The sequence below is a fragment of the Nonomuraea pusilla genome (assembly GCF_900109355.1).
In the GTDB taxonomy this organism is placed as follows: domain Bacteria; phylum Actinomycetota; class Actinomycetes; order Streptosporangiales; family Streptosporangiaceae; genus Nonomuraea; species Nonomuraea pusilla.
In genome coordinates this window covers 50,518-73,495 of the sequence record NZ_FOBF01000031.1, presented here as the reverse complement: position 1 = coordinate 73,495, position 22,978 = coordinate 50,518, and the positions used below count along the sequence as shown (strand labels likewise).

Below are 22,978 nucleotides of genomic sequence, written 5' to 3'. Positions count from 1 at the left end.
ACCTATCCTGTAGGGCCACTGTTCCACCCTTCACGAAGACCACTTCGCCCGGCGGGTCACACCGGCCAGGCCGCTTCGGGAAGGCCGTACCGTCCCGCGGAGACCGCCTGCCGTGCGTGCCCACGTCGATCTGCCCGTCTCTCTGTCCCGGGAGTCCGGCGAACCGCTCACGGCGCAGCTCGCCGGCTGGCTGCGCACGGCGATGCTCGACGGCGCGCTCCCGCCCGGCGAGCGGCTGCCGTCCACGCGTGCCCTGGCCGCCCAGCTCGGCGTCAGCCGCACCGTGGTCACGGAGGCGTACCAGCAGCTCTACGCCGAGGGGTGGCTGGAGGGCAGGCACGGCTCCGGCACGTTCGTGGCGGCGATGGAGTCGCTGCGCCGGCCCGACAGGAGCCCCGGAGCGCCCGCCGAGCCGCCGCCCCGGCCCCCGGCCGGGCTGATCGACCTGCGTCCAGGCTCGCCCTGGGTGCGCGACTACGACAGGGCGGCGTGGAAACGGGCCTGGCGGCGCGCCGCCGACCTGCCGCCCGGCGACGAGCCCGACCCGTACGGCCTGCCGAGGCTGAGGGAGCTCCTGGCCGAGCACCTCAGGCGCGCCCGCGGCATCGCCGTCGGCCCCGAGAACGTCCTGGTCACCCGGGGCACCGGCAACGGGCTCGACCTGTGCGCGCTGGCCCTGCTGCGTCCCGGCGCCCGCGCGGGGGTCGAGGAGCCCGGCTACCAAGTGGCGCGCACCGTGTTCGCCGGGCGGGGCGCCGAGGTCGTGCCCTGCCCGGTGGACGAGGACGGCGTCGTCGTCGACGGACTGCCCCGCGACCTGGCCGTCCTCTACACCACGCCCGCGCACCAGTACCCGCTGGGCGGCCGGCTGCCGATCCCGCGCAGGGAGCGGCTGCTCGCCTGGGCGAGGAGCACCGGCGCGACCGTCGTCGAGGACGACTACGACGCCGAGTTCCGCTACGACGTCGCGCCGCTGCCCGCGCTGTACGGCCTCGACCCGTCGCGCGTGGTGCTGCTCGGCACGCTGTCGAAGACGCTCGCCCCCGACGTGGGCGTGGGCTGGCTCGTCGCGGAGCCCGAGCTGGTGACCCGCGTCGCCGCCATCCGCGAGGAGATCTCCGACCGCACCAGCGGTCCCGTCCAACAGGCGGTCGCCACCCTGCTCGAACGCGGCGACCTCGACCGCCACCTGCGCAGGATGCGCCTGGAGTACGCCCGCAGGCGCGCCGCCGTCGTCGAGGTGCTCGGGCCGGTCTGCCGGCTGCGCGGCGACACGGCGGGGCTGCACGTCGTGGCCGAGCTGCCGGCCGCGTCGGTGGCGGGCGTGGTGGAGCGTGCGGGGGAGCGCGGCGTGCTGCTCGACTCGGCCTGGCGGCACCACCACGGCCCCGAGCGCCTGCACGGCCTGGTGATCGGCTACGGCTCGGCGTCGCTGGCGGACGTGCGGCGCGGGTGCCGCGTCGTCGCGGATCTGATCACGGGATGCTCAGCGGCGCCTGAGTAGCCGACCTGAGTAGTGGAACGGTCCCGGACGCTCCCGCGGGGCGGGAGGATATGCCCTATGAAATGGTGGCTTTTCTGGACCTCGCTGTTCGCCGTGCTGATCACGGCGTGGCTCGTCTTATACGCGGACGTCACACCGTCCACGCTGCTGTCGCTCGGCATGGGCGCGGTGTGCCTGCTCTGGCTGATCGTCATCCTGACCGTGCCCTGGAACCTGTGCTTCGCCGCCCGCAGGGTCGTCCACGAGATCCAGGTGTCGAGGGAGCAGGGCATCGAGGTCGCCCAGCGCCGCGAGGACGAGGCCCGCGCCATCGCCCGCCGCATGCTCAGGCTGGCGCTCGCCGGGCACGTCGTGTCCGCCGCCGTGATCGCCGTCGTCACGTACGTCTCCGGCGCGGCGATCGGCTACTACTTCGCCGGGTTCTACCTGCTCGCCACCGTGTTCAGGCCGGTGGGGGCGTACACGTCGCACCTGCGCGAGCGGGTGACCACCCTCGGCGAGGAGGTGCGCTACCCGCGCGCCGACGTGCTCGCCCTGCGCGGCCAGGTGCGCGAGCTGGAGGAGACGGCGAAGACGCTGCGCGAGGACCACGACCGGGTCGCCGCCGAGCTGGAGGCGGCCAAGGCCGCGCTCGAACTCGCCGACCACGACCTCGGCCGCCGCCTGACCCTCATGACCCGCCGCTTCGACGAGACCGTGGACGGCCTGACCGACAACCAGGAAGTGATCACCGGGCTCAAGGCGTTCCTGCGGCTGGTTCGCGCGGACCCCGCGTAGGCGGGACGAGATCGCGCAGCACCGGCAGGGCACGCGCGGCGTACAGGGGATCGACCGGCAGGACGTGCCTGGCCCACCAGCGGGCCGGGCCCGGGTCGGGCGACGGCTCGGTGAAACCGGGGGCGTAGTCGTCGTACGGGGGGTCGTACAGGTAGCCGGTGGCGACGCCGCGCCGCTCCAGCTCCGCGATGGCGGTGTCGCGGTCGGCGACCAGCAACGGGACGCGGAACAGCGGCTGGTCGACGTGGTCGCGCACGGCGGGCGCGACCGTGGGCAGCCCGGCGAGGAGCGCCACGCCCGCCAGCCGGCGGGCCCGGTCGCGCGGCACCTTCGCCAGGCGCCTGCCCTGGTACCAGCGGGCCACCGGGCCGCGTCGGCAGCGGTAGTCGTGCAGGTCGGCGCGTACCCACGGGTCGAGCGGCGGCAGCGCGGGCGCCTGCTTCAGCGCGACGCGCAGCGCCTCCGCCTCCAGCGCGATGCGGTAGCCCTCGCGCTCCTCCTGCATGCCGAGCGCCCGCATGAGCCGCAGCGCGGGCCGGACGAGGTCGAGGCGCAGCGCCGCCTGGCGGGCCATCGACGTGGCCACCCCCATCACGTCGGCGCGCAGGGAGCCGGGGGCCAGCAGCTCGTCGCGGGCGCGGGCGAGCGCCCGCAGGTCGTCCTCGCGCTCCACCGCGAGCACCCCGCCCGAGCCGGCCGCCGGGTGCTTCGACAGGCTGAAGACGCCCGCCTGCCCGAACGTCCCGAGCGGCCGGCCCTCGACCCGGGTCTCCATCGCGTGGGCGACGTCCTCGATGAGGATCTTCCCCGCGAACGCGGACACCTGGTCGGGCAGGCCGTACAGGTTGGTCGTCAGGACGGCGTCCACCTGGGACAGGTCGGCCCGCGCGGCGTCGATGTTGCCGTCGCGCGGCGACAGCGGCGCGATCACCGGGCGCAGGCCGGCCGCCAGCACGAGGAAGAGGATCTCGTCGGCCGAGATCGGCGACATGAGCAGCCGCTGTCCGGGCGTGCACCAGTGGCGCAGCGCCAGGTAGAGGCCGAGCCGGTTGGACGGCAGCTCCAGGCAGCGACGCCCCGTGCGCTCGGCGACCCGCCGCGCGGCGCCCCCCGGCCCCGAGGCCGTCATCCCTGCAGGACGGTCCGCAGCCGCCCGAACGTCTTCAGCGCCTTGTCGGCCGTCCTGTGCAGGAGCGGGTTGGCCAGCACGGCGGCGCGGGTCTTGCGCACCGGCACGCGCATCACCCAGTGCAGCCCCGCCGCCGGCACCGCCCTGGCCACACGGCCCTCGGCCACCTCGAACTCGCCGTTCTTGAGCTTCTCCTTGTACTCCTTCTCGCCGCGCCCCATGTCGATGATCTGGATGCCCGCCTCGGCGGACCGCTCGGCCATCAGCAGGTGGTGGATGAGGCCGGGGGAGTACTTGGCGAACGCCGTGTCGTACGCGGGGAACCAGCCGACCAGCCGGGTGCGGGTGCGCAGCCCGAAGTGCCCGGCCACCGGCCTGCCGTCGGCGTAGACCATGTCGAGCACCCCGGCGAAGCTCTCGGACTGGGTGGCGAGCAGCCGCTCGACCAGCTCGACGATCCACTGGTGGGCGAACCTGTCGGTGCGGCCCGTGCGGCGGTACTGCTCGGTCTTCCAGCCGAGCAGCGTGCGCAGCGGGCCGAGGTCGGTGGTGGCGTACTCGTGGTGCAGCTCCCCGACGTCGCGCTGCAGCTTGCGCGACTTGGCGAGCGTCGTCTTGTACGTCTTGCCGGAGTTCTGTCTGAGCCACTCGGTGTAGGGGCCGTACCCGTCGCTCAGGTCGATGATCGGCGAGGGGTAGCGCTCGTGCTGCGGGCTGAGCAGCGGCTGCCCGGAGACCAGGTGGTCGAACTCGTACACCGCGAGCGCGCACTCCTTGATCAGCCGGCGCGGGTCGAGCTCGACGTCCTTGGCGAGGACGAGCCCCTGGGCGTCGGTGAGCCCGGCGGCGACCGGCTTGCCGATGCCCATCGGGTGGCGCTCGTAGGGGAAGAACCCCACGATGTCGGGCCCTTCGGAGATGATCGCCACTCGCACGTCGCGGCGCAGGGCGCCGACGGTGATCGTGAACTCGGGGGACAGGAAGGGGTTGTCGAAAGCGGGGTCGGCCTCCTGCAGAGCCCGCCATCGGCTCACCTCATCAGGCCCCAGCTCACGGGGGAGGACGATCGTGACGCGCATGGGCTCCTACTGTCGCATGGCATATCCACGCCCAACAGGTGGGCAGACGTCTACAGCCAGCGTAAAGGATCTGCGGAGGGGAGCCTCCCCGGACAGCGGAACGTTACAGAACTGCCAGCCGGCCCCTGACACCGAGCGGGGTTCTAATGTGGGTCCATGACAGTACCTGGGACCGTGCCCGGCATCGACCTGCCCCGGCTGACCGGCTGGCTGGCGCGCAACGTGCCCGGGGCGGGCGAACCCGTGTCCGTCTCGCTCATCGCCGGAGGCCGCTCGAACCTCACGTACGTGGTGGAGACGGGTGAACGCCGGCTCGTGCTGCGCCGCCCGCCCCTCGGGCACGTCCTGCCGACCGCGCACGACATGCGCCGCGAGTGGCGCGTCATCTCCGCGCTCGCCCCGACACCCGTGCCCGTGCCGGAGCCCGTCGCGTTCTGCGCCGACGAGGACGTCATCGGCGCGCCGTTCTACCTCATGGGCTACGTGGACGGCGCGTCCGTACGCACCAGGGACGAACTGACCGGCCTCGGCCCCGGGCCGACCAGGCGGCTGTCGGCGCGGCTGGCCGAGGTGCTGGCCTCCGTCCACGCCGTGGACCACCGGGCGGCCGGGCTGGAGGGCTTCGGGCGGCCCGAGGGCTACCTCGCCAGGCAGCTCGACCGGTGGTGCCAGCAGTGGGAGCGGTCGAAGACCACGGACCTGCCCGACTACTACCGGCTCGTGGACCGCCTGCGGGAGCGGCTGCCCGCCCGCTCCGAGAGCACGCTCGTCCACGGCGACTACCGCCTCGACAACACCCTCGTACGGCTCGGGCCCGAGCCGGAGATCCTGGCCGTCGTGGACTGGGAGATGTCCACGCTCGGCGACCCGCTCGCCGACCTCGGCCTCACGCTCACGTACTGGCACGACCCCGGCGACGACGAGCGGGCCGGCATCCCGGTCGCCGGCGACGCGACGCTCGCGCCCGGCTTCATGAACGCCGCCGAGTTCGCCGCGCACTACGCCGCCGTCTCCGGCCGCGACCTGTCCGACCTCGGCTTCTACGTCGCCTTCGGCACCTTCAAGCTCGCCGTCATCGTCGAGGGCATTCATGCCAGGTTCCAGCAGGGGAAGACCGTCGGTGAGGGGTTCGACCGCATCGGCGCCGCCGTGCCGACGCTCGTCTCCCGCGCCCACCGGATGCTCGACCAGCCCTAGACCGGCCCGACAGCGGCCGGACCACCGCGAAGGAGCGCCATGAGCACTGTTGCACTGATCACCGGAGCGGCGAGCGGCATCGGGGCCGCCGTGGCGCGGCGCCTGGCGCGCGGCGGCGCCAGATGCGTCATCGTCGACGTGGACGCCGAGGGCGCCGAACGGGTGGCGAAGGAGCTCGACGGGGTGTGGCTGGCCGCCGACGTCAGCGCCGAGGAGTCGTCGCTGGAGGCCGTCGCCCTGGCCGAGCGCGCGTACGGCCGGCTCGACCTGGTGCATCTCAACGCCGGCATCAGCGGGGGCGTGGACTTCGCGCACTTCGACGTCGAGCGCTACCGGAAGGTCGTCGGCGTGAACGTGGACGGCGTCGTGTTCGGCGTCCGTGCCGCCGTGCCGCTGCTCACGCGCTCGGGCGGCGGGGCCATCGTGGTCACGGCCTCGCTGGCGGGGCTCGTGGGGTTCGACGGCGACCCCGTCTACACGATGACCAAGCACGCCGTGGTCGGCCTGGTCAGGGCGCTGGCCGGGCCGCTGGCCAGGCAGGACGTCAGGATCGGCGCCGTCTGCCCCGGGTTCACCGACACCCCGCTCGTCGCGGACTCGAAGGAGGTGTTCGTGGACGCTGGGTTCCCGCTGCTGTCGGCCGAGGAGGTCGCGGCCGCCGTCGAGTCGGCCTTTTACTCAGAGGTGCCTGGGAGCCTGCTCGTGGTGCAGCCCGGAAGGCAGCCCGTGCCGTACCGTTATGCGGGGGTTCCCGGACCCGCCGGGGGGCAGCGGCCGCCGTCTCTTTAGTAACGGCAAGCGGCTTGCAAGTGAGACATATACCGTTATAAGGGCTGGGCACGGTTATCAGGACGCTGCCCGGCCCTTGTACGTGCGTGAGGGTGAGGAGCGTTCTCGTGATTCCGACCGACGGCCGACATGCGCGGAGGCGATCACCCTGGCCGATCGCGCTCGGAGCAGGCATCCTCGCGGTCGTCCTCGTGGCCGGCATCATGGTCTACGCCGCGTTACGAGGAGGCTCCCGCGACGGCTTCCGCGGCGGCGAGGTGGCCCAGGTCGGCCCGACCGAGCCCGCGCCCACCCTGCAGGAGCCGCCTCCGCTCGAGAACTGGCCCCGCTGGGGCATCACCCACACCCAGTACAGCGCCGACAACGAGCCCCGCCAGGTCGCCGAGCAGGCCAGGGGCGTGCTCGGCCGGGTGCCCATGCTGCAGAACCAGCACATCATGGGCTGGGGCGTCGGCAACCCGGAGCCCAGCCCCGGCCAGTTCAGCTTCCACGACCTCAACCGGCGCCTGACCTTCATGGCCTCCTCGCGCGCCGTACCGGTGATCACGCTCTGCTGCGCCCCCGACTGGATGAAGGGCGGCCAGGCCGGGCGCACCGACTGGAGCAAGAACCACACCGTCGCGCCCAAACGCGAGCACTTCGACGACTTCGCCAAGCTCGCCGCCCGCGTCGCCAAGCAGTACCCCACCGTGAAGCACTACATGGTGTGGAACGAGTTCAAGGGCTTCTGGGACCCGTCCACCAACCGCTGGGACGCCGAGGGCTACACCGAGATGTACAACAAGGTGTACGACGCGCTGAAGAAGGTGAATCCCGAGATCAAGGTCGGCGGGCCGTACATCCCCATCGAGAGCAACGCCCGCACCAGCAACTCCGAGCTGGCCGGGCCCTGGGGCACCGTCGACCAGCGGGCGCTCGACGCGATCGAGTACTGGATCGAGCACAAGAAGGGCGCCGACTTCATCGTCGTCGACGGCGCCTCCATGACCAACGACAAGGGCAACGTCCCCGACGACTTCGCCGCCCAGGGCAAGTTCGGCGCCATCACCACCTGGCTCAGGCAGAAGAGCGGCGACCTGCCCGTGTGGTGGGCCGAGTGGTACGTCGAACCCGACAACTCCGGCTGGAGCGAGGACAAGCGCGTCGCCGTGCAGGCGTCGGCGATGATCGAGTTCGCCAGGAGCGGCGTCACCACCGCCCTGTACTGGAACCCGCAGTCCAAGAACGAGGGCGAGTGCAGCGGCTGCCTCTGGACCCCGGGACGCGGCGAGGAGATGCCGATGGCGGGGCTGCTGAGCGGCTTCACCCGCTGGTTCCCGTCGGGGGTGCGGCTGGAGGAGGTCCAGTCGTCCGACGCGCGCGTCAAGACGCTCGCCCAGACGCAGCAGCTCGTCATGGTCAACACGTCAGACAAGGACGTGACGGCCACGGTCGACGGCAAGCAGGTGACGCTCCGCCCGTACGAGATCCGCTGGGCGGGCCGCGGCGGCGCCTGACCGACCCGGGGCAGCCGGAGGCGAGACCCCACCCTCGCCTCCGTCTAGAACTCCAGCTCAGCCCAGTGGATCACCATGGGTATCGGATTGGCCACCTCGGGGACGCCGCCTGCCTCGTCCTTCATCAACGTCCCGACGTGCTTGTAGAGCATCGAGGCCGGGTCGAGCCGGTACCGCTCGACGATGGAGACGCCGGTGCCGTCGAGACGCACGATCCAGTAGTGCGGGATGCCGGCCTTGGCGTACTCGCCGAGCTTGTCGGTGGTGTCCTGGGTCTCCGAACCTGGGGAGACGATCTCCACCACGAGCAGGACGTGCTCGGCACGCAGCCGCTCGCCGCGCTCCCGGTCGAGGCAGCGGTACAGCGCGACGTCGGGCCGCCGGTTGAGCAGCGGGACGTCCCTCAGCCGCAGGTCGAGGTCGATGTTGACGGTGAGACACCCGTGCCCGGCGGCCATGGCGGCACGGGCGTGGCGCTCCAGCAGGTTGGCCAGGCGTCTGCCCGCGGTCTGGTGATCTGGCGTGGGGGCCGCGCGATAGGCGAGGTAGCCGTCGACGATCTCGATCGCCCTGGCGATCTCCTCGGGCAGCGCCTCGTACTCCTCGGCCGTGACGAGCGCGGGCTGCGGCCTGATGTTGAGCAGCCAGCTGTCCTCGGGCAGAGCTGTCATGCGGCATCTCCTCGTCACGTCGCTCGACGCGCCCAGCCTACGGCCGGTGGCCTCGCCTCCGCCGGTCTGTACGGGACTCCCGGCGGCGCGGGTCAGGCCGTCGGGGTCGAGTGGCGGCTCCGGTACGTCTGCGACGGCCTGCGCCAGTACGTGAGGTAGCGCAGGAGCCACTCCACCGGGCCGTACCGGTGGTTGCGCAGCCACCAGTGGCTGTAGAAGACCTGCAGGACGAAGATGCCCACCGCGATCAGCACCTCCACCGGCGGGCTCACCCGGTCCACGAGCGCGAGGCCGTACCCCGTGAAGATCAGCGAGCAGAGCAGCGACTGCGCCAGGTAGTTCGACAGCGCCATCCGGCCGGGCGCGGTGAGCGCCCGCCCGATCCGCTGCATGTGCGGCAGCAGCCGCAGGAACGTCGCCGCGTACGCCGCCGCCAGGAGCGGGGCGGTCACCAGGTCCACGGCCTCGCCGAGGAACTTGTGCATCGTCCCGTTCCAGGCGGACTGCGTGTAGACGTACGCGCCTGCGAGCCCCACGGTGAAGCCCAGCCACTGCAGCCTGCGCAGCGCCTTCGTGTGCGCCTGCAGGTCGCGCAGCACGCCCAGCTTGCCCACGGCGAACCCGATGAGGCACGCCGCGAGCACCGCCGGGCCCTGGAAGAACACCCGCAGCACCACGATGAGCGACAGCTTGCGCAGGTGCTCGGCCACGATCTGCCAGACCGGCCCGCCCAGCGCCGCGTCCGACTTGATCGCCTCCGTGGCGCCGTGGGAGACGGTGCCCGCCGTGTCGAGGCCCAGCGCGGCCAGCGCGGCGAGCAGCAGGAAGCCCAGGGCCAGCAGCGCCGTCATGAGGATGGCCAGCATCACCGCGGTACGCGGCGAGATCCTCCGCAGCGCCAGCAGCGCCAGGCCGACCACCGCGTACGTGGTCAGGATGTCGCCGGGGAACAGCAGCACCGCGTGCGCGACGCCGAGCAGCAGCAGGCCGGCCAGCCGGCGCAGGAACATGGGCACGAACGGCCTGCCCTGCCGCACGGCCGAGTCGACCTGCAGCGTGAAGCTGTAACCGAACAGGAAGGAGAACAGCAGGTAGAACTTGTTCTCCATGAACATCGTCACGAGCCAGCGCGTCGCCCAGTCGAGCGGCGCGTCGAACGCGGGCTCCGCCAGCCCGGCCATCCGGTAGCCGGAGGCCAGGAAGGCGATGTTGACGATCAGGATTCCCAGCAGCGAGAAACCACGTAAGGCATCAACGGCCGTGATTCTCGCGGACGAGGTACGCGTGTCCGGCATGGCGGGATCTGTCTCCTGAGTCGTCATCGGTGAGCATTATCCCGCGTAACCTGTGAGTTTCCTGTGAATTCGGTTATTTTTGCGCGATCACGATGAAACGCTCCGCGATCACCGCCACGGCGATCACGAAAGCGGGCACCGCCAGGAACAGCAGCCGTCTGCGGGCCCTGCTCGCCCGGCCGCGGCCGTTCAGCGACAGCACCTCGTACCAGAACAGCGCGACCCAGGTCACACCCAGGGCGGCGATGCCGACCGGCGTCCACGGGGACGTGGGGTCGCCGCGGCCCTTGTAGGGGTTCGGATCGGGGATCTCCGTCCCCTTCACGAACTTCTTCCAGGTGTAGAGCGCCGCGTCCTCGTTGGCGAAGACCCGCTTCAGATCAGGTGACGCGTCCAGCGCCGCGCGGAACCTCGGCCCCCAGTCCTCGGGGAAGCCCTCGTTGAGCTGCAGGTAGCTGACCTGCCCGCGGCTCACCATCAGGTACGAGTTCCGCGACTGCTCCTTCAGCTTGGCGACCGCGTCCTTGATCACCGTCGGGTCCTTGTGGACGAGCGCCTGCACGGCGAAGTTCACCCGCTCGACGTCCCTCTCGCCCCAGGGCAGCGTCGGCGTGACCTCCGGCCCCTCCTTGGGCACCAGGTAGAGCACCTTGGCGCTCGGCCTGTCGTGCGCGTACACGTAGCGCAGCGCCGCGACCTCGCCCGACGTCACCCGCTCGAACTTCTCGTTGCCGTACCGCGCCACCAGGAACGCCATCGCGAACACGACGGCCGCGCAGGCCGCCAGCACGACCGTGACCTTCCTGGTCACCTGCGGATTGAACCGGACGTTCCGCCTGCGGATCGGCACCGTCTCCTCGCGCACGTCCGCGCTGTCGGCCGGCAGGTTCGGGAAGAACGCGTACGCCGCCAGCAGGCACGCGCCCGGCAGCGCGAACATGTAGATGCGCAGGCCGATCTCGCCGCCGTAGCTCTGCAGGCCGAGCGCCAGCACCGGCACGCACAGCAGGATCAGGGCCGCGCGGTCGAACACCCCGCGCCGCAACCGGCGGAACAGGCCCACCGCCGCCAGCGAGAGGATCATCGCGAGGATGCCCAGCCGCGCCTTCAGCACGAGGGCGTGCGCCGGGTCGCTGCCGGCGATGCGGTCGCCGGTGTTGCGCTGGAGGTTCGTGAGGATCTTGCCCAGGCCGCCGAAGATCGCGTCGATCTGGCCGGCCCAGAAGCCCACCGTCAGGTAGCTGATCCAGGCCAGCACCACCAGGCCGAGGAAGAACGGCAGCCCCCACGTCAGCGACGACCGCTTGAACAGCAGAAGCGCCGTCAGCACGCCCAGCATCATGAACGGCGTGATCTGGTGCGACGCCACCGCCGCGAAGAACAGCGCGAGCAGCATCAGCAGCATGAGCAGCTTGTCGGCCCTGAACGTGCCGGTGTTGGCCAGCTCGCCCGGCGTCATCGCGTCGAGGCGGCCGAGCAGCCTGCGCAGCCCCTTCGGCGGCACCGGCTTCGTCCGCGCCTCCACCCGTCCGAACCAGCGCAGCAGGATCGCCACGAACACCAGGTACAGCGCGAACGTGAAGCCCTGCGGCGAGAAGTAGTCCTGCCCGATCCACTGCGCCAGCACGAACAGCAGCGCCGCGTACCAGCGCGCCCGGGTGGTCGCCACCACCTGCCGCAGGATCAGGACGAACGGGAGCAGGTAGAGCAGGTTCGACAGGAGCGGCGTCCAGTTGAGGATCGGCGTCATGTCGGTGATGCCCGCCGCCTTCGTCACGAACGCGAACAGGGCGAAGAAGCCCGGCCAGCCCATGCGGGCGTCGATGCTGATGGCCGTCTCGCCGGTCCTGCCGATGAACTCCACGAACCCCGCGTGGATGTACGCGGTCGGGAAGCGCGGCTCCTGCGCCACCAGCGCGCCCGCGCCGTGCAGCGCGAACAGGATGGCGGCGATCTGGAACAGCAGCAGGAACTTGCGGTCGGTGCTCTGCGCCACCGTGACGAAGAACGAGACGATCATGATGAGGATCGCCGCGAACGCCGTGGCGGGGAGCGCCGAGATGAGGCCGAGGCCGTTGATGTCGTTCGGGTCCACGCCGCGCAGGGGCCCGGGGGACACCTTGAGCGCGAGGACGTACATGATCAGGCCCTCGAGCACCAGGACGACCGGGAGCCACTTGGGGGCACTCGCCACCAGGGCGGCGAAACGCCCCATCCGCCCCGCGGCGGCCCCCTGCACCTGCCGGGCAGCAGTGCCCTGAGCCTGCTGGGCGGCGGCCGGAGCCCGCCCGGTCTTCGGGGAAGCCGCCGCGCCAGAGGCCTGGGCGGTGGCCGGGGCCTGCTCGGTCTCGGGAGAAGCGGCCGCCGCCGGGGCCTGCGCGCCGGGCGGGGCCTGCTCGGTCTTCGGGGAAGCGGCCGGGGCCTGAGCGCCGTTCGGGGTGGCCGAGGAGGCGGGCGGCGTCGCCGGGGCCTTCGGGCCCTTCTGGCCGCCGGAGGCCTCCACGGCCATCTCCACCGTGCCCGCCGCCGCGCCGTCTGCGGCCGCCCCACGCGTCGCCGCGCTGCCCGTGGCGGGACGCCCCGTGGGGCTTCCCGTGGCCTGGCTGCCGGTGGTGCGACTGGTGTCCGTGCCGCGGACGTCGGTCGCGACCTCCGCCTCCGAGGGGGCGCCTGCCGCGGTGCCGTTCTTGCCGGCCGTGCCCGCTGAGCCGGTGGCCTGGGTGGCCTTGCCCGGTTTGGTGGCGCCCTTGGAGGGGGCCTTGGAGGAAGCCTTGGCGGCGTCCTTCGTGGCGGCGTCGTCCGGGTTCTCGTCGGCGGTCGGCGGGTGGCCGATGTGGAGGGTGCCGGGCGCCGGGAGGCGGATGGCCGTCGTGGTGTCGGGGTCGAAGCCGGGCTCGCCGGCGTCACCCTCGGCGTCACGGTCGGTGTCACCGCCGGTGTCACTGCCGGTGTCACCCTCGGCGTCACGGTCGCCGTCACCGGCGTGCGGCGCGCCCGTCGCGGGCCGCCCCGCCTCAGCGCCTGACCGCTCCGGGCCCGACGGCTTCGTGTCCGACTGCTCCGGGTCCGAGGACTCCGCGTCTGACCGCTCCGGGTCCGGCGGCGGGGTGTCGAACGTCAGCCTCGGGATGACCCCGGTGGCCTCCGGATCGAAGGGCGCCTCGTGCTCCTCGGCGGTGTCCGCCGTGTCCGCCGTGTCCGCGGTGTCCGCGGTGTTCTCCGTGTCCGGGTGCACGTCGGAGGAGCCGGTCATCCCTGTTGTCATACCATCGCCGTCCCGTTGCCTCACGTTGACCATCATGCGGCCCCGGGCGACCCCTGGGTGACAGCGGGCTGCCCTGTTTCGCCATATTTGAGGATTTTGCGGAGATTTCCGAAGACCAAAAGTGCCACGAGCAGCTCACTGAAGAGCAGCCCGTACCCCACCGCGTTCACGCCCGCGAAGGGGAAGAGCGCGACCGTGGACACCAGCACCAGCGCGGCCAGCCCGATCTGGACGGTGGCCAGCCGGCGCGCGTGGCTCTGCGCCCGCAGCGAGCTCAGGTACACCTCGATGAGCACCCTCGGCAGCACGGCCAGCGACATCAGCCGCAGCAGCAGCGTGCCCTCCTCGGCGAAGTCGCTGCCGAAGATCCGCAGGATGAGCGGCGCGCCCACGATGGTCACCACGACGATCGGCGTCACGATCATGAGCCCTCGCCGCAGCGCCTGCCGGCACCGCAGCGCGAGCTGGGAACGGTCGAACGACCCCTCGACGGTGAGCGACACCGCCATGTTCATGGCCAGCAGCTCGATCATGCTCGCCAGCGTGTGGGCCATGGAGAAGCGCCCGAACGTGGCCTCGCCCACCTGTGTGGCGATCACGACGGGCACCAGGTAGACGATCGCCAGGATCGACAGCGTCCCGGGGAAGTCGCCGGCGAGGAAGCGCCCGATCTGCCGCAGGCTGGGCGGCTCCACCGCGCCCTCGACGCTCTTCATGTGGCGGGGCACCACCACGCCGAAGATCAGCATGTTGACGGGGAGCAGCGCCAGCGCGGTCGGCACCATCCACGAGACGAAGATGCCGCCGTCGGGGAGCGCGCCCGCCAGCGCGACCAGCAGCCCCATCTTGACGACGCCGAAGACGAGGTTGTTGAGCGGCACCCAGGTCGCCCTGCGCAGCCCGGTCAGCACCACGTCCTGCAGCGTGAAGGTGGACCACACCAGCACCGACGCCAGGAAGAACAGGCCGGGCCCGAACCCTTCGAGCACCGAGTACGTCCTGCCCCACATCGGCAGCGTCAGCAGGAAGCCGAGCGCGGCCGTGCCGCCGGTGGCGGCGGCGAGCCCGTACCCGCGCAGGATCAGGCCGGGCGTGCGCCGCCCGGCCACCGGCAGGAAGCGGGCCAGCGCGCCCACGAAGCCGAGCGCGGTCAGCGACGCGAACAGCCGCATCGCCGTGATGACCGCCTGGCCGCGGCCGAACTCCTCCGGCGAGTAGAACTTCGAGGCCAGCAGCCAGTAACCCAGCCCCAGCGTGCCCGTGATCACGGTGTTGGCCATCAACGCGTAACCCTGCAGGAACAGCGGGTTACGCAGGTCGCGCAGCAGCCTGCCCCAGAGGCTAGACATTTCCGCGCACCCGTTGCAGCCCGTACCTGGTGCGCCTGACGACCGCGTACCCCTTGGTGAGGAGGCGTTCGCGCAGGTAGATCAGAGGTACGGCGTTGCCTTCCACGGCGCGCTTGAACATGTTGACGGTCGTGCTCCTGCCGACCGTCAACCGGGGGATGGCGAGCATGTCGTGCCGGTCGGCGGCGATGGTGTTGTTCACGGCGCAGGCGGCGAAGTATCCGGCCTTGCGCACCTCGTGCCTGACGCGGGCGCTGGAGTAGCCGAACGGGTAGGCCATGGTGGCCACCGGCGTGCCGATCTTCTCCTCCAGCAGGCCCTTGTTCCTGCGCAGCTCCTGCCGGAGGTCCTCGGTGCGGAGCTGGTCGAGCTGCGGGTGGCTGTGGCTGTGGCCGCCGATCTCGATGCCGTTCTGGGCGGCCTCGCGGGCCTGGCCCCAGCTCAGCATCGCGTCGAGCGGACGGCCCGCCGCGTCCTTGCCCGCGTCGGCCACCCAGCCGCTGGTCAGGAACACCGTGGCGGGGAAGCCGTAGCGGTCGAGCAGCGGCAGCGCGTGGCTGTGGAAGTCGGCGTACCCGTCGTCGAACGTGATCACGACGGGCTTCTCCGGCATCGAGCGGCCGTTGTTCTTGTTCAGCGACGCGACCAGGTCGCCCAGGGTGAGCGGGGTGAACCCGCTCTCCGACAGGTACGCGAGCTGCTCGGCCAGGTCGGACGGGCGTACGGCGTGGGGCTTGGTGTCGTCGTTCGGACGGTCGGTGACCGAGTGGTACATCAGGATCGGGACCCGGATCACGAGCGCACCGCCTTCAGCCGCGCGGAACCCACCACGTAACCCCACGTCGTCCAGGCCAGGCCGACGACGATCGCGAACGCTCTGCCGAGGCCGCCCACGTCGCCGCGCAGCGCCTCGCCGAGGCCGCGCAGCGCGCCCAGCGGCAGCGTCTTCATCGCGTGGGCGCGCTCGCTCGACAGGCCGTCCTGGGTGCCGACCTCCCTGGTCACCAGGGCCTTCGACAGGCCCTCGGCGTAGCACCTGGACCTGAAGTAGGCGAACCGCTCACGCTGCCTGGACACCTTGTGCCCGATGACGGCGCGCGGCTCGAACAGCATGACCGAGCCGGGCTTGCGCTGGCTCAGCCTGATGCAGAACTCGGTCTCCTCGCAGCCCAGCGGACGCGACTTGCGCCCCTGGACGCTGCGGCCGATGCCGCTGTGGAACCCGCCGACCTCGGACACGACCTCGCGCAGGAAGGCGGCGTTGCCGCCCATCACGTTGCGGATCGGCGCGCGCACCTCGGGCATGCCCCGGTAGGTGCAGCCGACCGTCCAGTCGAACTCGTACGGGAACCACCGCGGCCGGCGCTTGGACGCCCACAGCGGCTCGGTACGGCCGCCGACGCCCACGACGCCGGGTTCCTGGAAGCCCTCCTCCAAAGCCTCCAGCCACCACGGGTCGGCCACCGCGTCGTCGTCGAGGTAGGCGACGATGTCACCGGTGGCGACGTCGACACCGGTGTTCTTGCCGCCCGACAGGCCCTTCTCGTGCGTGTTCTCCACGACGACGGCCTGCGGGTAGGCGCGCTTGAGCTTCAGGAGCAGGTCGGGGTTGTGGTCGACCACCAGGATCAGCTCGTGCGGCTGGCGTGTCTGGTTACCGACCGACTCGACTGCCTGCCTGATGTCCTCCCAGCGTTCCTCGGTGTAGACGCAGATGACGACAGACGTTTTCACAACGGTCCCTTTTAGGCGACGCCCCGGTCGGCGGCGGGAGTGGCGGCGGGTTCGGGCTGCGGCTGCTTCGGCGGGCGGCGCCACTCGCGCAGGATCGTCCTGAGCACGCGCAGACCGTCGCGCACGGCGCGCAGGTTGCTCTCGCCGTGGATGCGGGTGCGCTCGTGGCTCGGCACCTCGTGCACCTTCAGCCCGGCCTTGGCGGCGCGCACGTTCATCAGCGTCTCCACCTCGAAGCCGTCGCAGTCGAGGTCGAGGACGTCGAGGTGGCGCGCCCAGAAGGCGTTGTAGCCGTAGCACAGGTCGGTGTACTGCGTGCCGTACAGCACGTTGACGATGCCGGTGAGGACCTTGTTGCCGAACCGCCGGTTGAAGGTCAGGTCGTCGCTGCCGCCGCCGGCCGCGTACCTGGAGCCCTTGACGAAGTCGGCGCCGGTCACGAGCGCGCCGACGAACTGGATGATCTCGCGGCCGTCGGTGGAGCCGTCGGCGTCGATCATGACGATGATGTCGCTGGTGCAGGCGGCGAAGCCGGCGGCGAGGGCGTCGCCCTTGCCCTTGCCCGTCTGCGTCACGATCTTGACGTTGGGGCGGAGGCGCTTGGCCACCTCGACGGTGTCGTCGACGGAGTTGCCGTCGACGAGCACGATCTCGTCGATCCACTGCGGCAGCGTCGCGAAGACGTGCGGCAGGTTCTCGGCCTCGTTCATCGCCGGCACGACCACGCTGACGGTGGGCGAGATGGCGAGGTGCGGGGTGACCGGCGTGAAGCTCGACGGGGGCGGCATGGACCGCAAGGGGGACTGGGCGAACTTGTTGCCGTTGTGCTTGGCGATCTCGGGACTCATGGTGAGGGGAATCCTTCCGTGACCCTTGTCCGCTAACCGGAGAACGCCATTCCCGGGTGCTGGGGGAATGGCGTGGCCGGTGGGTGCTGCCTCGAAGGGTCGGTTGGAGTGAGGGTGGGTGCTGTGCGCGGCGGCCCTACCGGGCCCCCGTTGGTTCCTTGACGACTGAGTTGGGCGACTCCTGTTGCTGCTGCATCGAGGTGCGCACCCGACCGAAGCCCTTCAGGACACGGTCGGCCGCCTTATAGAGAGACGGTCGATCCATGACGATTGTTCGGACCTTGTTGAAAGGAACTCGGCCCATCCAGTGAACCGTCGCCGCGGCGGACGGCCGCGAGATGCGGCCCTCGGCGACGTAGAGGACCCCGCTCTTGAGCCAGTCTTTGTACTCCTTGCCGCCCTTGCCCATGTCGACCATGTGCAGACCGTCGCCCGCCGCGGCCTCGGCCATCTGGAGGTGATGGACGATGCCCGGGGAGTAACGGGCGTACTCGGTGTCGTAGGCGGGGAACCACCCTACAAGGGTGGTGGCCGTCCGGAGGCCGAAATGGCCGGCCACCGGGACGTCCCCGGCGTAGAGCATCGTGAGGATGCCCGAGAAGTCGGGCGAGCGCTCGGCGTGCATCAGGTCGATCAGCTCGACGATCCACGGCTGGGCGAACCTGTCGACCCGGCCGGTGCGCCGGTACTGGTCCGACTTCCAGGCGAGGAGCGTGCGCAGCACCTCGGGGTCGGCCGAGGCCCACTCGAAGCGCAGCCCGCCGTGCTCGCGGCCGAGCTTGCGCTCCTTGTACCGCACGGTCTTGAGGTTCTTGGGGGAGTTGGCCTTGACCTGCTCGACCCAGGCGTCGAAGCCGGCGGTGAAGTCCATCACGGGGGCGGGGCGGACGTCGGCCTCGTACGGAGCGAACGTGGGCTGGCCGGCGACCATGTGGTCGAAGTCGAAGACGGTCAGCTTGCAGGCGCGCAGCAGGGCCTTGGCGTCGACGTGTAACCCCTGCTCGGCGATCAGGCCGTGGCAGGTGGTGAGGAAGCCGCCGAGCGGCTTGCCGATGCCGAAGTTGTGCCGCTCGTACGGGAAGAAGCCCACGATGCGGCCACCGTCCTGGATGACCGCCACGCGTACGTAGTCGCGCAGTCTGTCCATCGCGACGGCGAACTCGACCGAGAGGAAGGGGTTGTCCAGGCTGGGATCGGCCTTCTGGAGCTCGCGCCATCGGGCGCGTTCTGAGTCACCGAGGTCCCTCGGGCGAACCACGTTGATGTTCACCTTGCGTTGACCCCCTGTTCGGTCTGCATGTTCTTCCCCCGGTAGAGCACACGAAGCACGTACATGAAGCCTCCGAGCACGGCGATCGTCGCGACGCCGGCACGGGGCGACCACGCGTTGAAGAGCAGCATGGCCTGGGCGAGGAGCACGTTGAGCACCAAACTTGCCGCGGCTCCTACTGATAGTGCGGCAAGGGGATCACGATCGCGCAACAGTCCCACGACCGCGGCTCCCGGCACGACCAACAGGAACAGGGAGATCAGGAACGGCCGCAGCGGTGTCTCGATGTCGAACAAGGCGACCACGGCTCCCGCGATGCAGGCCAGTGCCACCAGCCATGCGAGTGCTCTGCGGTGCTTGAGCATTTCCTGTTTCTCTCCTGCTCCTTGCTGGGTAAGTACGCCATTGATCGCATTCATGGGATCAATCCGCGTCCGGACACGTCAATGCCGACGCTTGGCGACGCGCTCCGGTTTACGCGTAGGCGGAGGTTTTCGTGTGACATAGCTCACACCCAACGGTGGTCACCGACGCCGGCGCGGTCCCCAAGCACACCAGAATGCCCTATCTGGCGGGGCATCTTCGAGTCGGGGCCAGAATTATCCCTGTTAATCCCTGTTATTCGTGTTTAAGATCACTCTTTTGCCGTCGTGACGGCGGGGGACGACCCAGCCCTGCTGAAGACGGGACCGTCCTCGGAGGAAAGCCGCCCGCCAGGAGCGGCCCATTCCCGGGCGGCTCGTCAGGGGCGGGCCATCCCCAGTCCGCTCGCCAGGGGCGGGCTGTCCCCGAGCCGCTCGCCAGGGGCCGGTCATCCCCGGGCCGCGCGCCAGGTGCAGGCCATTCCCCGGTCGGCCGTCAGGCGGGCCACCCCCCGGGCCATTCCCGGGCCATTCCCGGGCCGGTCGCCGGGGCGGCCGGCGAGTCCCCAGGTCGGGGGACGCGCGCCTGGGTGGTCGGCCGCGGTCCGGGGAGCCGATGCCCGCGTCACTCCCGCAGGGACTCGGGGGCGGCGTCGGCGGTGGCGGGGGCGGTCGGGGAGTCCGACGGTCCGGGGGTGGGGGACTGGCGGTCGGGGGGCGGCTCCGACGCCTCGGGCCCGGCGCCGTCCCAGGAGAGCGCGCAGGTCGCGCCGCCGCCGTTCGAGGTGAGGGAGACGCGGCCGGCGCCCGGCGCGTCCGGGTCGTCGATCGTCACCACGAGCGCCGCCGAGGCGCCCGCCTTGACCGTCCCGGAGGCGGGGAACACGGTCAGGCCGCCGGAGGCGGCGGCCGTCCAGGAGACGGGCGCGTTCCGGGCGCGCAGCCCGATCTTCGCGGCGCCGTCGATGGCGTCGGGGCAGGTGACGGCGAGCCGCGCCGCGGGCGCGGGCCCGCGGCGGGTGGCGGCGGGGGAGGCGGCCGGCCTGGCGCGGGGCGTGGTCGCGCGAGGGGACGGCCGCCTGGCGGGCGGCGCCGAGGGCGTGGCGGACGGGACGGTCTCGGCCGCGCTCGGCTCCGGAGCGGGCTCGTCGTCCATGAGCGGCTCGGGGGAGGCGCTCACCGGTTCGCCGCCCGGCGCCGCCTCGCGTGAGACGGAGGGCGCGGACGCGGTCCGCGCGTCCGGCGCCCCGGCGCCGGTGACCGCCACGACGGCCCCGGTCGCCGCCAGCACGGACGCCCCCGCCAGCAGCACCGGCGCGATCCGCCGGGGACGCCGCCGGCCGGAGCGGCGCCCGTCCGCGGTGGGGAGCCGCCGTCGGGGGCGGCGCCCGTCCGCGCTGCGGAGCCGCCGGCGCGAGCGGCGTCCGTCGGTCGTGGGGAACCCGGCCCGGTCGAAGCTGTCGCCGCGCTCGACGATGAGCGTCCTGGCCGGGCCGCGTCCCGGGTCGAGGCAGGTCTCGACCACGCGGCGGCGCAGCGCGGCCGGGGGAAACGCCACGGGCACCCGGGCGAGCAGACGGGCGGCGGAGACGCGGCGGTGGCGGCCCTCGGTGCACACCTCGCACCCGGCGATGTGCGCCGACAGCCGCCGCCGCAGCTCCGGCGGGAGCGGCCCCTCCAGGCAGTCGAGCATGGCCGACAGCGCGGGGCAGTGCGCCCGGCCGGTCCTGGCCAGCACGACGGCCGCCGCCGCGTTCTCCAGCCGGTCGCGTGCCCGGCCGAGCCTGGCCGCCGCCTGCCGGGAGGTCAGCCCCAGCACCGGGCCGACCTCCCCCGGGGTCAGGCCGTGCCGCAGCGACAGCTCCAGGATCTCCCGCTCGTTCCCGCCGAGTTCGGCGAGCAGCGCGGCCGGGTCGGGGCCGTCGGCCTCGTCCCCGGGGTCGGGGAAGGGGCCGGGGAAGGGGCCGGGCAAGGGGACGGTGGCGGCGGCCGGCGTCCGGTGCGCGAGCCTGGCCCGCACCTGGGACCGGGTCAGCGCGTACAGCCAGGGGCGCAGCAGTCCGGGCTCCCGCAGCCGGCCGACGTGCGCGTGCGCGGTGACGAGGGCGTCGTGCACGGCGTCGGCGGCGGAGTCCTGGTCGCCGATCAGCCTGTACGCGTAGTCGTGGAGCCGCTCGGCGTACGCGTCGCACAGCGCGGCGGGCGCGCCGCTCGCGCCGCGCCGCAGCGCGTCCGCCAGATCCTCGTCGTCGCTGCGGTCGACGGTCGGCCATCCGGGCACGGATTCCCCTCCCCGCGTGCTGCACTGGCTCTCGGGCCCCACGCGGGAGAGGACGCCGCCTCAGCGGGACGGGTTCACCGTCCCATGCCGAACCGGCATGGAATGTGACAGAAGGGACGAGAGGGTCAGCCGTCGCACTTCGGCGCGCAGAGACGGCGCTCCATGCCCTGCAGGAAGAAGTCGCGGACCTGCAGGATGTTCTTGGCGATGTACGCCTCGCCGCCCGTGGCCTTCGCGAGCGCGTCCATCCGCTGCTTGCCCGCCGCCGCGTCCGGCCCGAACGCGATCAGCAGGATGCTCACCGGCCGCTTCGGGTTGTAGGTCTTCTTCAGGAACTGCAGGAGCTCCGCGTCGCCCACGCCACCGCTCGGGTCGTCGTTGCCGGCGCCGTCGGTGAGGATCAGCAGCGTGTTGATCTTGTCTTCCTGGTACGTCCTGGTCAGCTCGGTGTAGGCGGCCTTGACCGTGTCGTTCAGCCCGGTGTCGCCGGTGGCGTTCGCCTGGAGCGCGGCGAACGTCTTCACCAGCTCCTGCTTGCGCAGCACCCCGTTGACCGACTCCGTGAGCGGGCCGACCGACACGAGCTCCTTCCAGTCCTTGCCCTGGCCGTCCATGTGGGTGGAGAACGACCACAGGCCCATCTCGGAGTCGGCCGGGAACAGGTCGAGGCCCTCGGTCGCGATCTTGTTGATCGCCTGCATGCGGGTCATGTTCGTGCCGGGCACCGGCAGCGCCATCGTCCCCGAGACGTCGAGCAGGGTGAGCAGGCGGGTGCCGAGGTTCAGCCGCGACCAGGTCTGCACCATCCGCGCGACGCTCTTGGCGTCGGGCGGGGTCAGCGCCGCGGGCGCCTTGACGGTGAAGCCCTTGTCCTTCGACAGCACGCTGCCGGCCCTGCCGTCGGGGCTGCGGAAGCCGTAGCCGCGCAGCACCTTCTTCGCCGACTCCGTGCCGATCTCCCGCGCGAAGTCGTTCGCGGCCTTCTGGACGCCCGCGTCCTTGGTGACGACCATGACCGGGTAGTCGAGGCTGAGCGTGCCCTCGTCGGGGTAGAGCGCGACGACGGGGCTGTCGGGCTTCTTGCTGTTGTGGACGTACACGGCCTGCTCGGAGGCGACGCCGACGGGGATCCTGCGGCCCGACTTCACGGTGAGGCTGGCCAGCAGCGCGGCCGGGTCGGACGCGAGCTGCCCCGACAGCTCCTTCAGCGCGCCGACCAGCTCCTTGTCCTTGCCGGCCTCCTTGGCGGCGCCGGCGGCGGCCAGCAGCGCGGCCAGGCCGGCCGAGTTCTTCTGCGGGTCGAGCGCGAGCACCCGGACCTTCTTGCCTGGGCCGTCCGGGTTCGCCACGTTCGCGGCGGCGATCATCGCGGACCAGCTCGGCTTGAGCGCCTGGGCCAGCTTGTCCGCCTCCGACTTGGCGGCGGCCAGCACGACCGGCGACACGGCGATCGACTCGACCGGCTGCGGCAGCGAAGCGCCCCCGGGGCCGGAGCGCGCGGCCGAGACCAGCAGGCTGGAGTCGGCCACCCACAGGTCGGCGTCCGCCTTGCCGGCGGCCAGGCCGTTCGCGGTCCGCGCCGAGCTCTCCTTGGCCACCGTCACCTCGACGCACTTGCTGTCGATCGAGTGCAGGGCCTTGTTGTAGTTGCCCGCGATCTTGCTGAGCGCGGGCTGGATGTCAGGGGACGCCACCACGCGCAGCGGCAGCTTGCCGCTGGAGCAGTCGTGCTCGCGGTTGAAGATGACGAAGGCGGCCACACCGAGGAGGACGGCCAGCGCGACGGCCCCGGCGAGCGGCACGAGCACCCTGCCGCGCCCGGCGGCGCGGCCGGCGCGCTTGCGGGGAGCCGGTGGTGGTTCTTGGGCCGGGTGGCCGCCGTCGAGATCGTCTGTGCGGTGTCGCCCCACGATGTCCTCTTCGGTGTGTTGA

Annotated in this window: 18 protein-coding genes; 5 read left to right on the top strand and 13 right to left on the bottom strand. The window is 71.7% G+C overall.

What is annotated here, in order from left to right; all coding sequences use genetic code 11:
• Positions 1-112 precede the first annotated feature (112 nt).
• Together pdxR and BMX74_RS39725 are read left to right on the top strand one after the other, a co-directional pair.
• Complete coding sequence (gene pdxR / locus BMX74_RS39730; RefSeq protein WP_055509848.1) at positions 113-1,504, top strand: MocR-like pyridoxine biosynthesis transcription factor PdxR; 1,392 nt, start codon at positions 113-115, stop codon at positions 1,502-1,504.
• Positions 1,505-1,561: 57 nt separating this feature from the next.
• The gene (locus tag BMX74_RS39725) at positions 1,562-2,281 is read left to right on the top strand and encodes a hypothetical protein (RefSeq protein ID WP_055509850.1); all 720 of its coding nucleotides are present in this window, start codon (positions 1,562-1,564) and stop codon (positions 2,279-2,281) included.
• Here the strand turns inward: BMX74_RS39725 and BMX74_RS39720 are convergent.
• Together BMX74_RS39720 and BMX74_RS39715 are read right to left on the bottom strand one after the other, a co-directional pair.
• A complete protein-coding gene (locus tag BMX74_RS39720) occupies positions 2,241-3,410 on the bottom strand; it encodes a DegT/DnrJ/EryC1/StrS family aminotransferase (RefSeq protein WP_091105577.1) in 1,170 nt (389 codons plus the stop codon). The genes BMX74_RS39725 and BMX74_RS39720 overlap by 41 nt on opposite strands.
• Positions 3,407-4,489 carry a GNAT family N-acetyltransferase gene (locus BMX74_RS39715; RefSeq protein WP_055509854.1) on the bottom strand — a complete coding sequence of 361 codons (1,083 nt, stop codon included), beginning with the start codon at positions 4,487-4,489 and terminating at the stop codon, positions 3,407-3,409. The genes BMX74_RS39720 and BMX74_RS39715 overlap by 4 nt, the downstream gene beginning before the upstream one ends.
• A gap of 156 nt (positions 4,490-4,645) precedes the next feature.
• Between BMX74_RS39715 and BMX74_RS39710 the strand changes: the two genes are divergently transcribed.
• The 3 genes from BMX74_RS39710 to BMX74_RS39700 all read left to right on the top strand — a co-directional run bounded on the left by BMX74_RS39710 (position 4,646) and on the right by BMX74_RS39700 (position 7,971).
• Positions 4,646-5,686, top strand: a complete 1,041-nt coding sequence (locus BMX74_RS39710; RefSeq protein WP_091105575.1) for a phosphotransferase family protein — start codon at positions 4,646-4,648, stop codon at positions 5,684-5,686.
• Positions 5,687-5,725: 39 nt separating this feature from the next.
• Entirely contained in the window at positions 5,726-6,475 is a 750-nt protein-coding gene (locus tag BMX74_RS39705) for an SDR family oxidoreductase (RefSeq protein ID WP_055509858.1), read from the top strand.
• 107 nt (positions 6,476-6,582) lie between these two features.
• On the top strand, positions 6,583-7,971 hold the full coding sequence (locus BMX74_RS39700; protein WP_055509860.1) for a GH39 family glycosyl hydrolase: 1,389 nt from the start codon (positions 6,583-6,585) through the stop codon (positions 7,969-7,971).
• A 44-nt stretch (positions 7,972-8,015) separates the two neighbouring features.
• Here BMX74_RS39700 and BMX74_RS39695 read toward each other — a convergent pair whose 3' ends face one another.
• The 11 genes from BMX74_RS39695 to BMX74_RS39645 all read right to left on the bottom strand — a co-directional run bounded on the left by BMX74_RS39695 (position 8,016) and on the right by BMX74_RS39645 (position 22,956).
• Positions 8,016-8,642 (bottom strand): Uma2 family endonuclease, encoded by a 627-nt coding sequence (locus BMX74_RS39695; protein ID WP_091105572.1) that lies wholly within the window; start codon positions 8,640-8,642, stop codon positions 8,016-8,018.
• 92 nt (positions 8,643-8,734) lie between these two features.
• Positions 8,735-9,964 (bottom strand): DUF418 domain-containing protein, encoded by a 1,230-nt coding sequence (locus BMX74_RS39690; protein WP_082535663.1) that lies wholly within the window; start codon positions 9,962-9,964, stop codon positions 8,735-8,737.
• Between the two features lie 46 nt (positions 9,965-10,010).
• Positions 10,011-13,190: an ICP22 family protein gene (locus BMX74_RS39685; protein ID WP_091105570.1), complete on the bottom strand. Its 3,180-nt coding sequence runs from the start codon at positions 13,188-13,190 to the stop codon at positions 10,011-10,013.
• Between the two features lie 44 nt (positions 13,191-13,234).
• Entirely contained in the window at positions 13,235-14,551 is a 1,317-nt protein-coding gene (locus BMX74_RS39680) for a lipopolysaccharide biosynthesis protein (RefSeq protein WP_091105569.1), read from the bottom strand.
• Entirely contained in the window at positions 14,544-15,347 is an 804-nt protein-coding gene (locus tag BMX74_RS39675; protein ID WP_055509870.1) for a polysaccharide deacetylase family protein, read from the bottom strand. Before BMX74_RS39675 ends, BMX74_RS39680 begins: the two co-directional genes overlap by 8 nt.
• A complete protein-coding gene (locus BMX74_RS39670) occupies positions 15,344-16,285 on the bottom strand; it encodes a glycosyltransferase family 2 protein (RefSeq protein WP_091105567.1) in 942 nt (313 codons plus the stop codon). The genes BMX74_RS39675 and BMX74_RS39670 overlap by 4 nt, the downstream gene beginning before the upstream one ends.
• A gap of 11 nt (positions 16,286-16,296) precedes the next feature.
• Positions 16,297-17,133, bottom strand: a complete 837-nt coding sequence (locus tag BMX74_RS39665; protein ID WP_201784806.1) for a glycosyltransferase family 2 protein — start codon at positions 17,131-17,133, stop codon at positions 16,297-16,299.
• Between the two features lie 136 nt (positions 17,134-17,269).
• Positions 17,270-18,391, bottom strand: coding sequence for a GNAT family N-acetyltransferase (locus BMX74_RS39660; protein ID WP_256257575.1), 1,122 nt, complete (start codon positions 18,389-18,391; stop codon positions 17,270-17,272).
• A gap of 8 nt (positions 18,392-18,399) precedes the next feature.
• Complete coding sequence (locus BMX74_RS39655) at positions 18,400-18,822, bottom strand: hypothetical protein (RefSeq protein WP_256257574.1); 423 nt, start codon at positions 18,820-18,822, stop codon at positions 18,400-18,402.
• 568 nt (positions 18,823-19,390) lie between these two features.
• The gene (locus BMX74_RS39650; protein WP_177227690.1) at positions 19,391-21,046 is read right to left on the bottom strand and encodes a sigma factor; all 1,656 of its coding nucleotides are present in this window, start codon (positions 21,044-21,046) and stop codon (positions 19,391-19,393) included.
• Between the two features lie 125 nt (positions 21,047-21,171).
• Positions 21,172-22,956: a substrate-binding and VWA domain-containing protein gene (locus BMX74_RS39645; RefSeq protein ID WP_256257573.1), complete on the bottom strand. Its 1,785-nt coding sequence runs from the start codon at positions 22,954-22,956 to the stop codon at positions 21,172-21,174.
• Positions 22,957-22,978 lie beyond the last annotated feature (22 nt).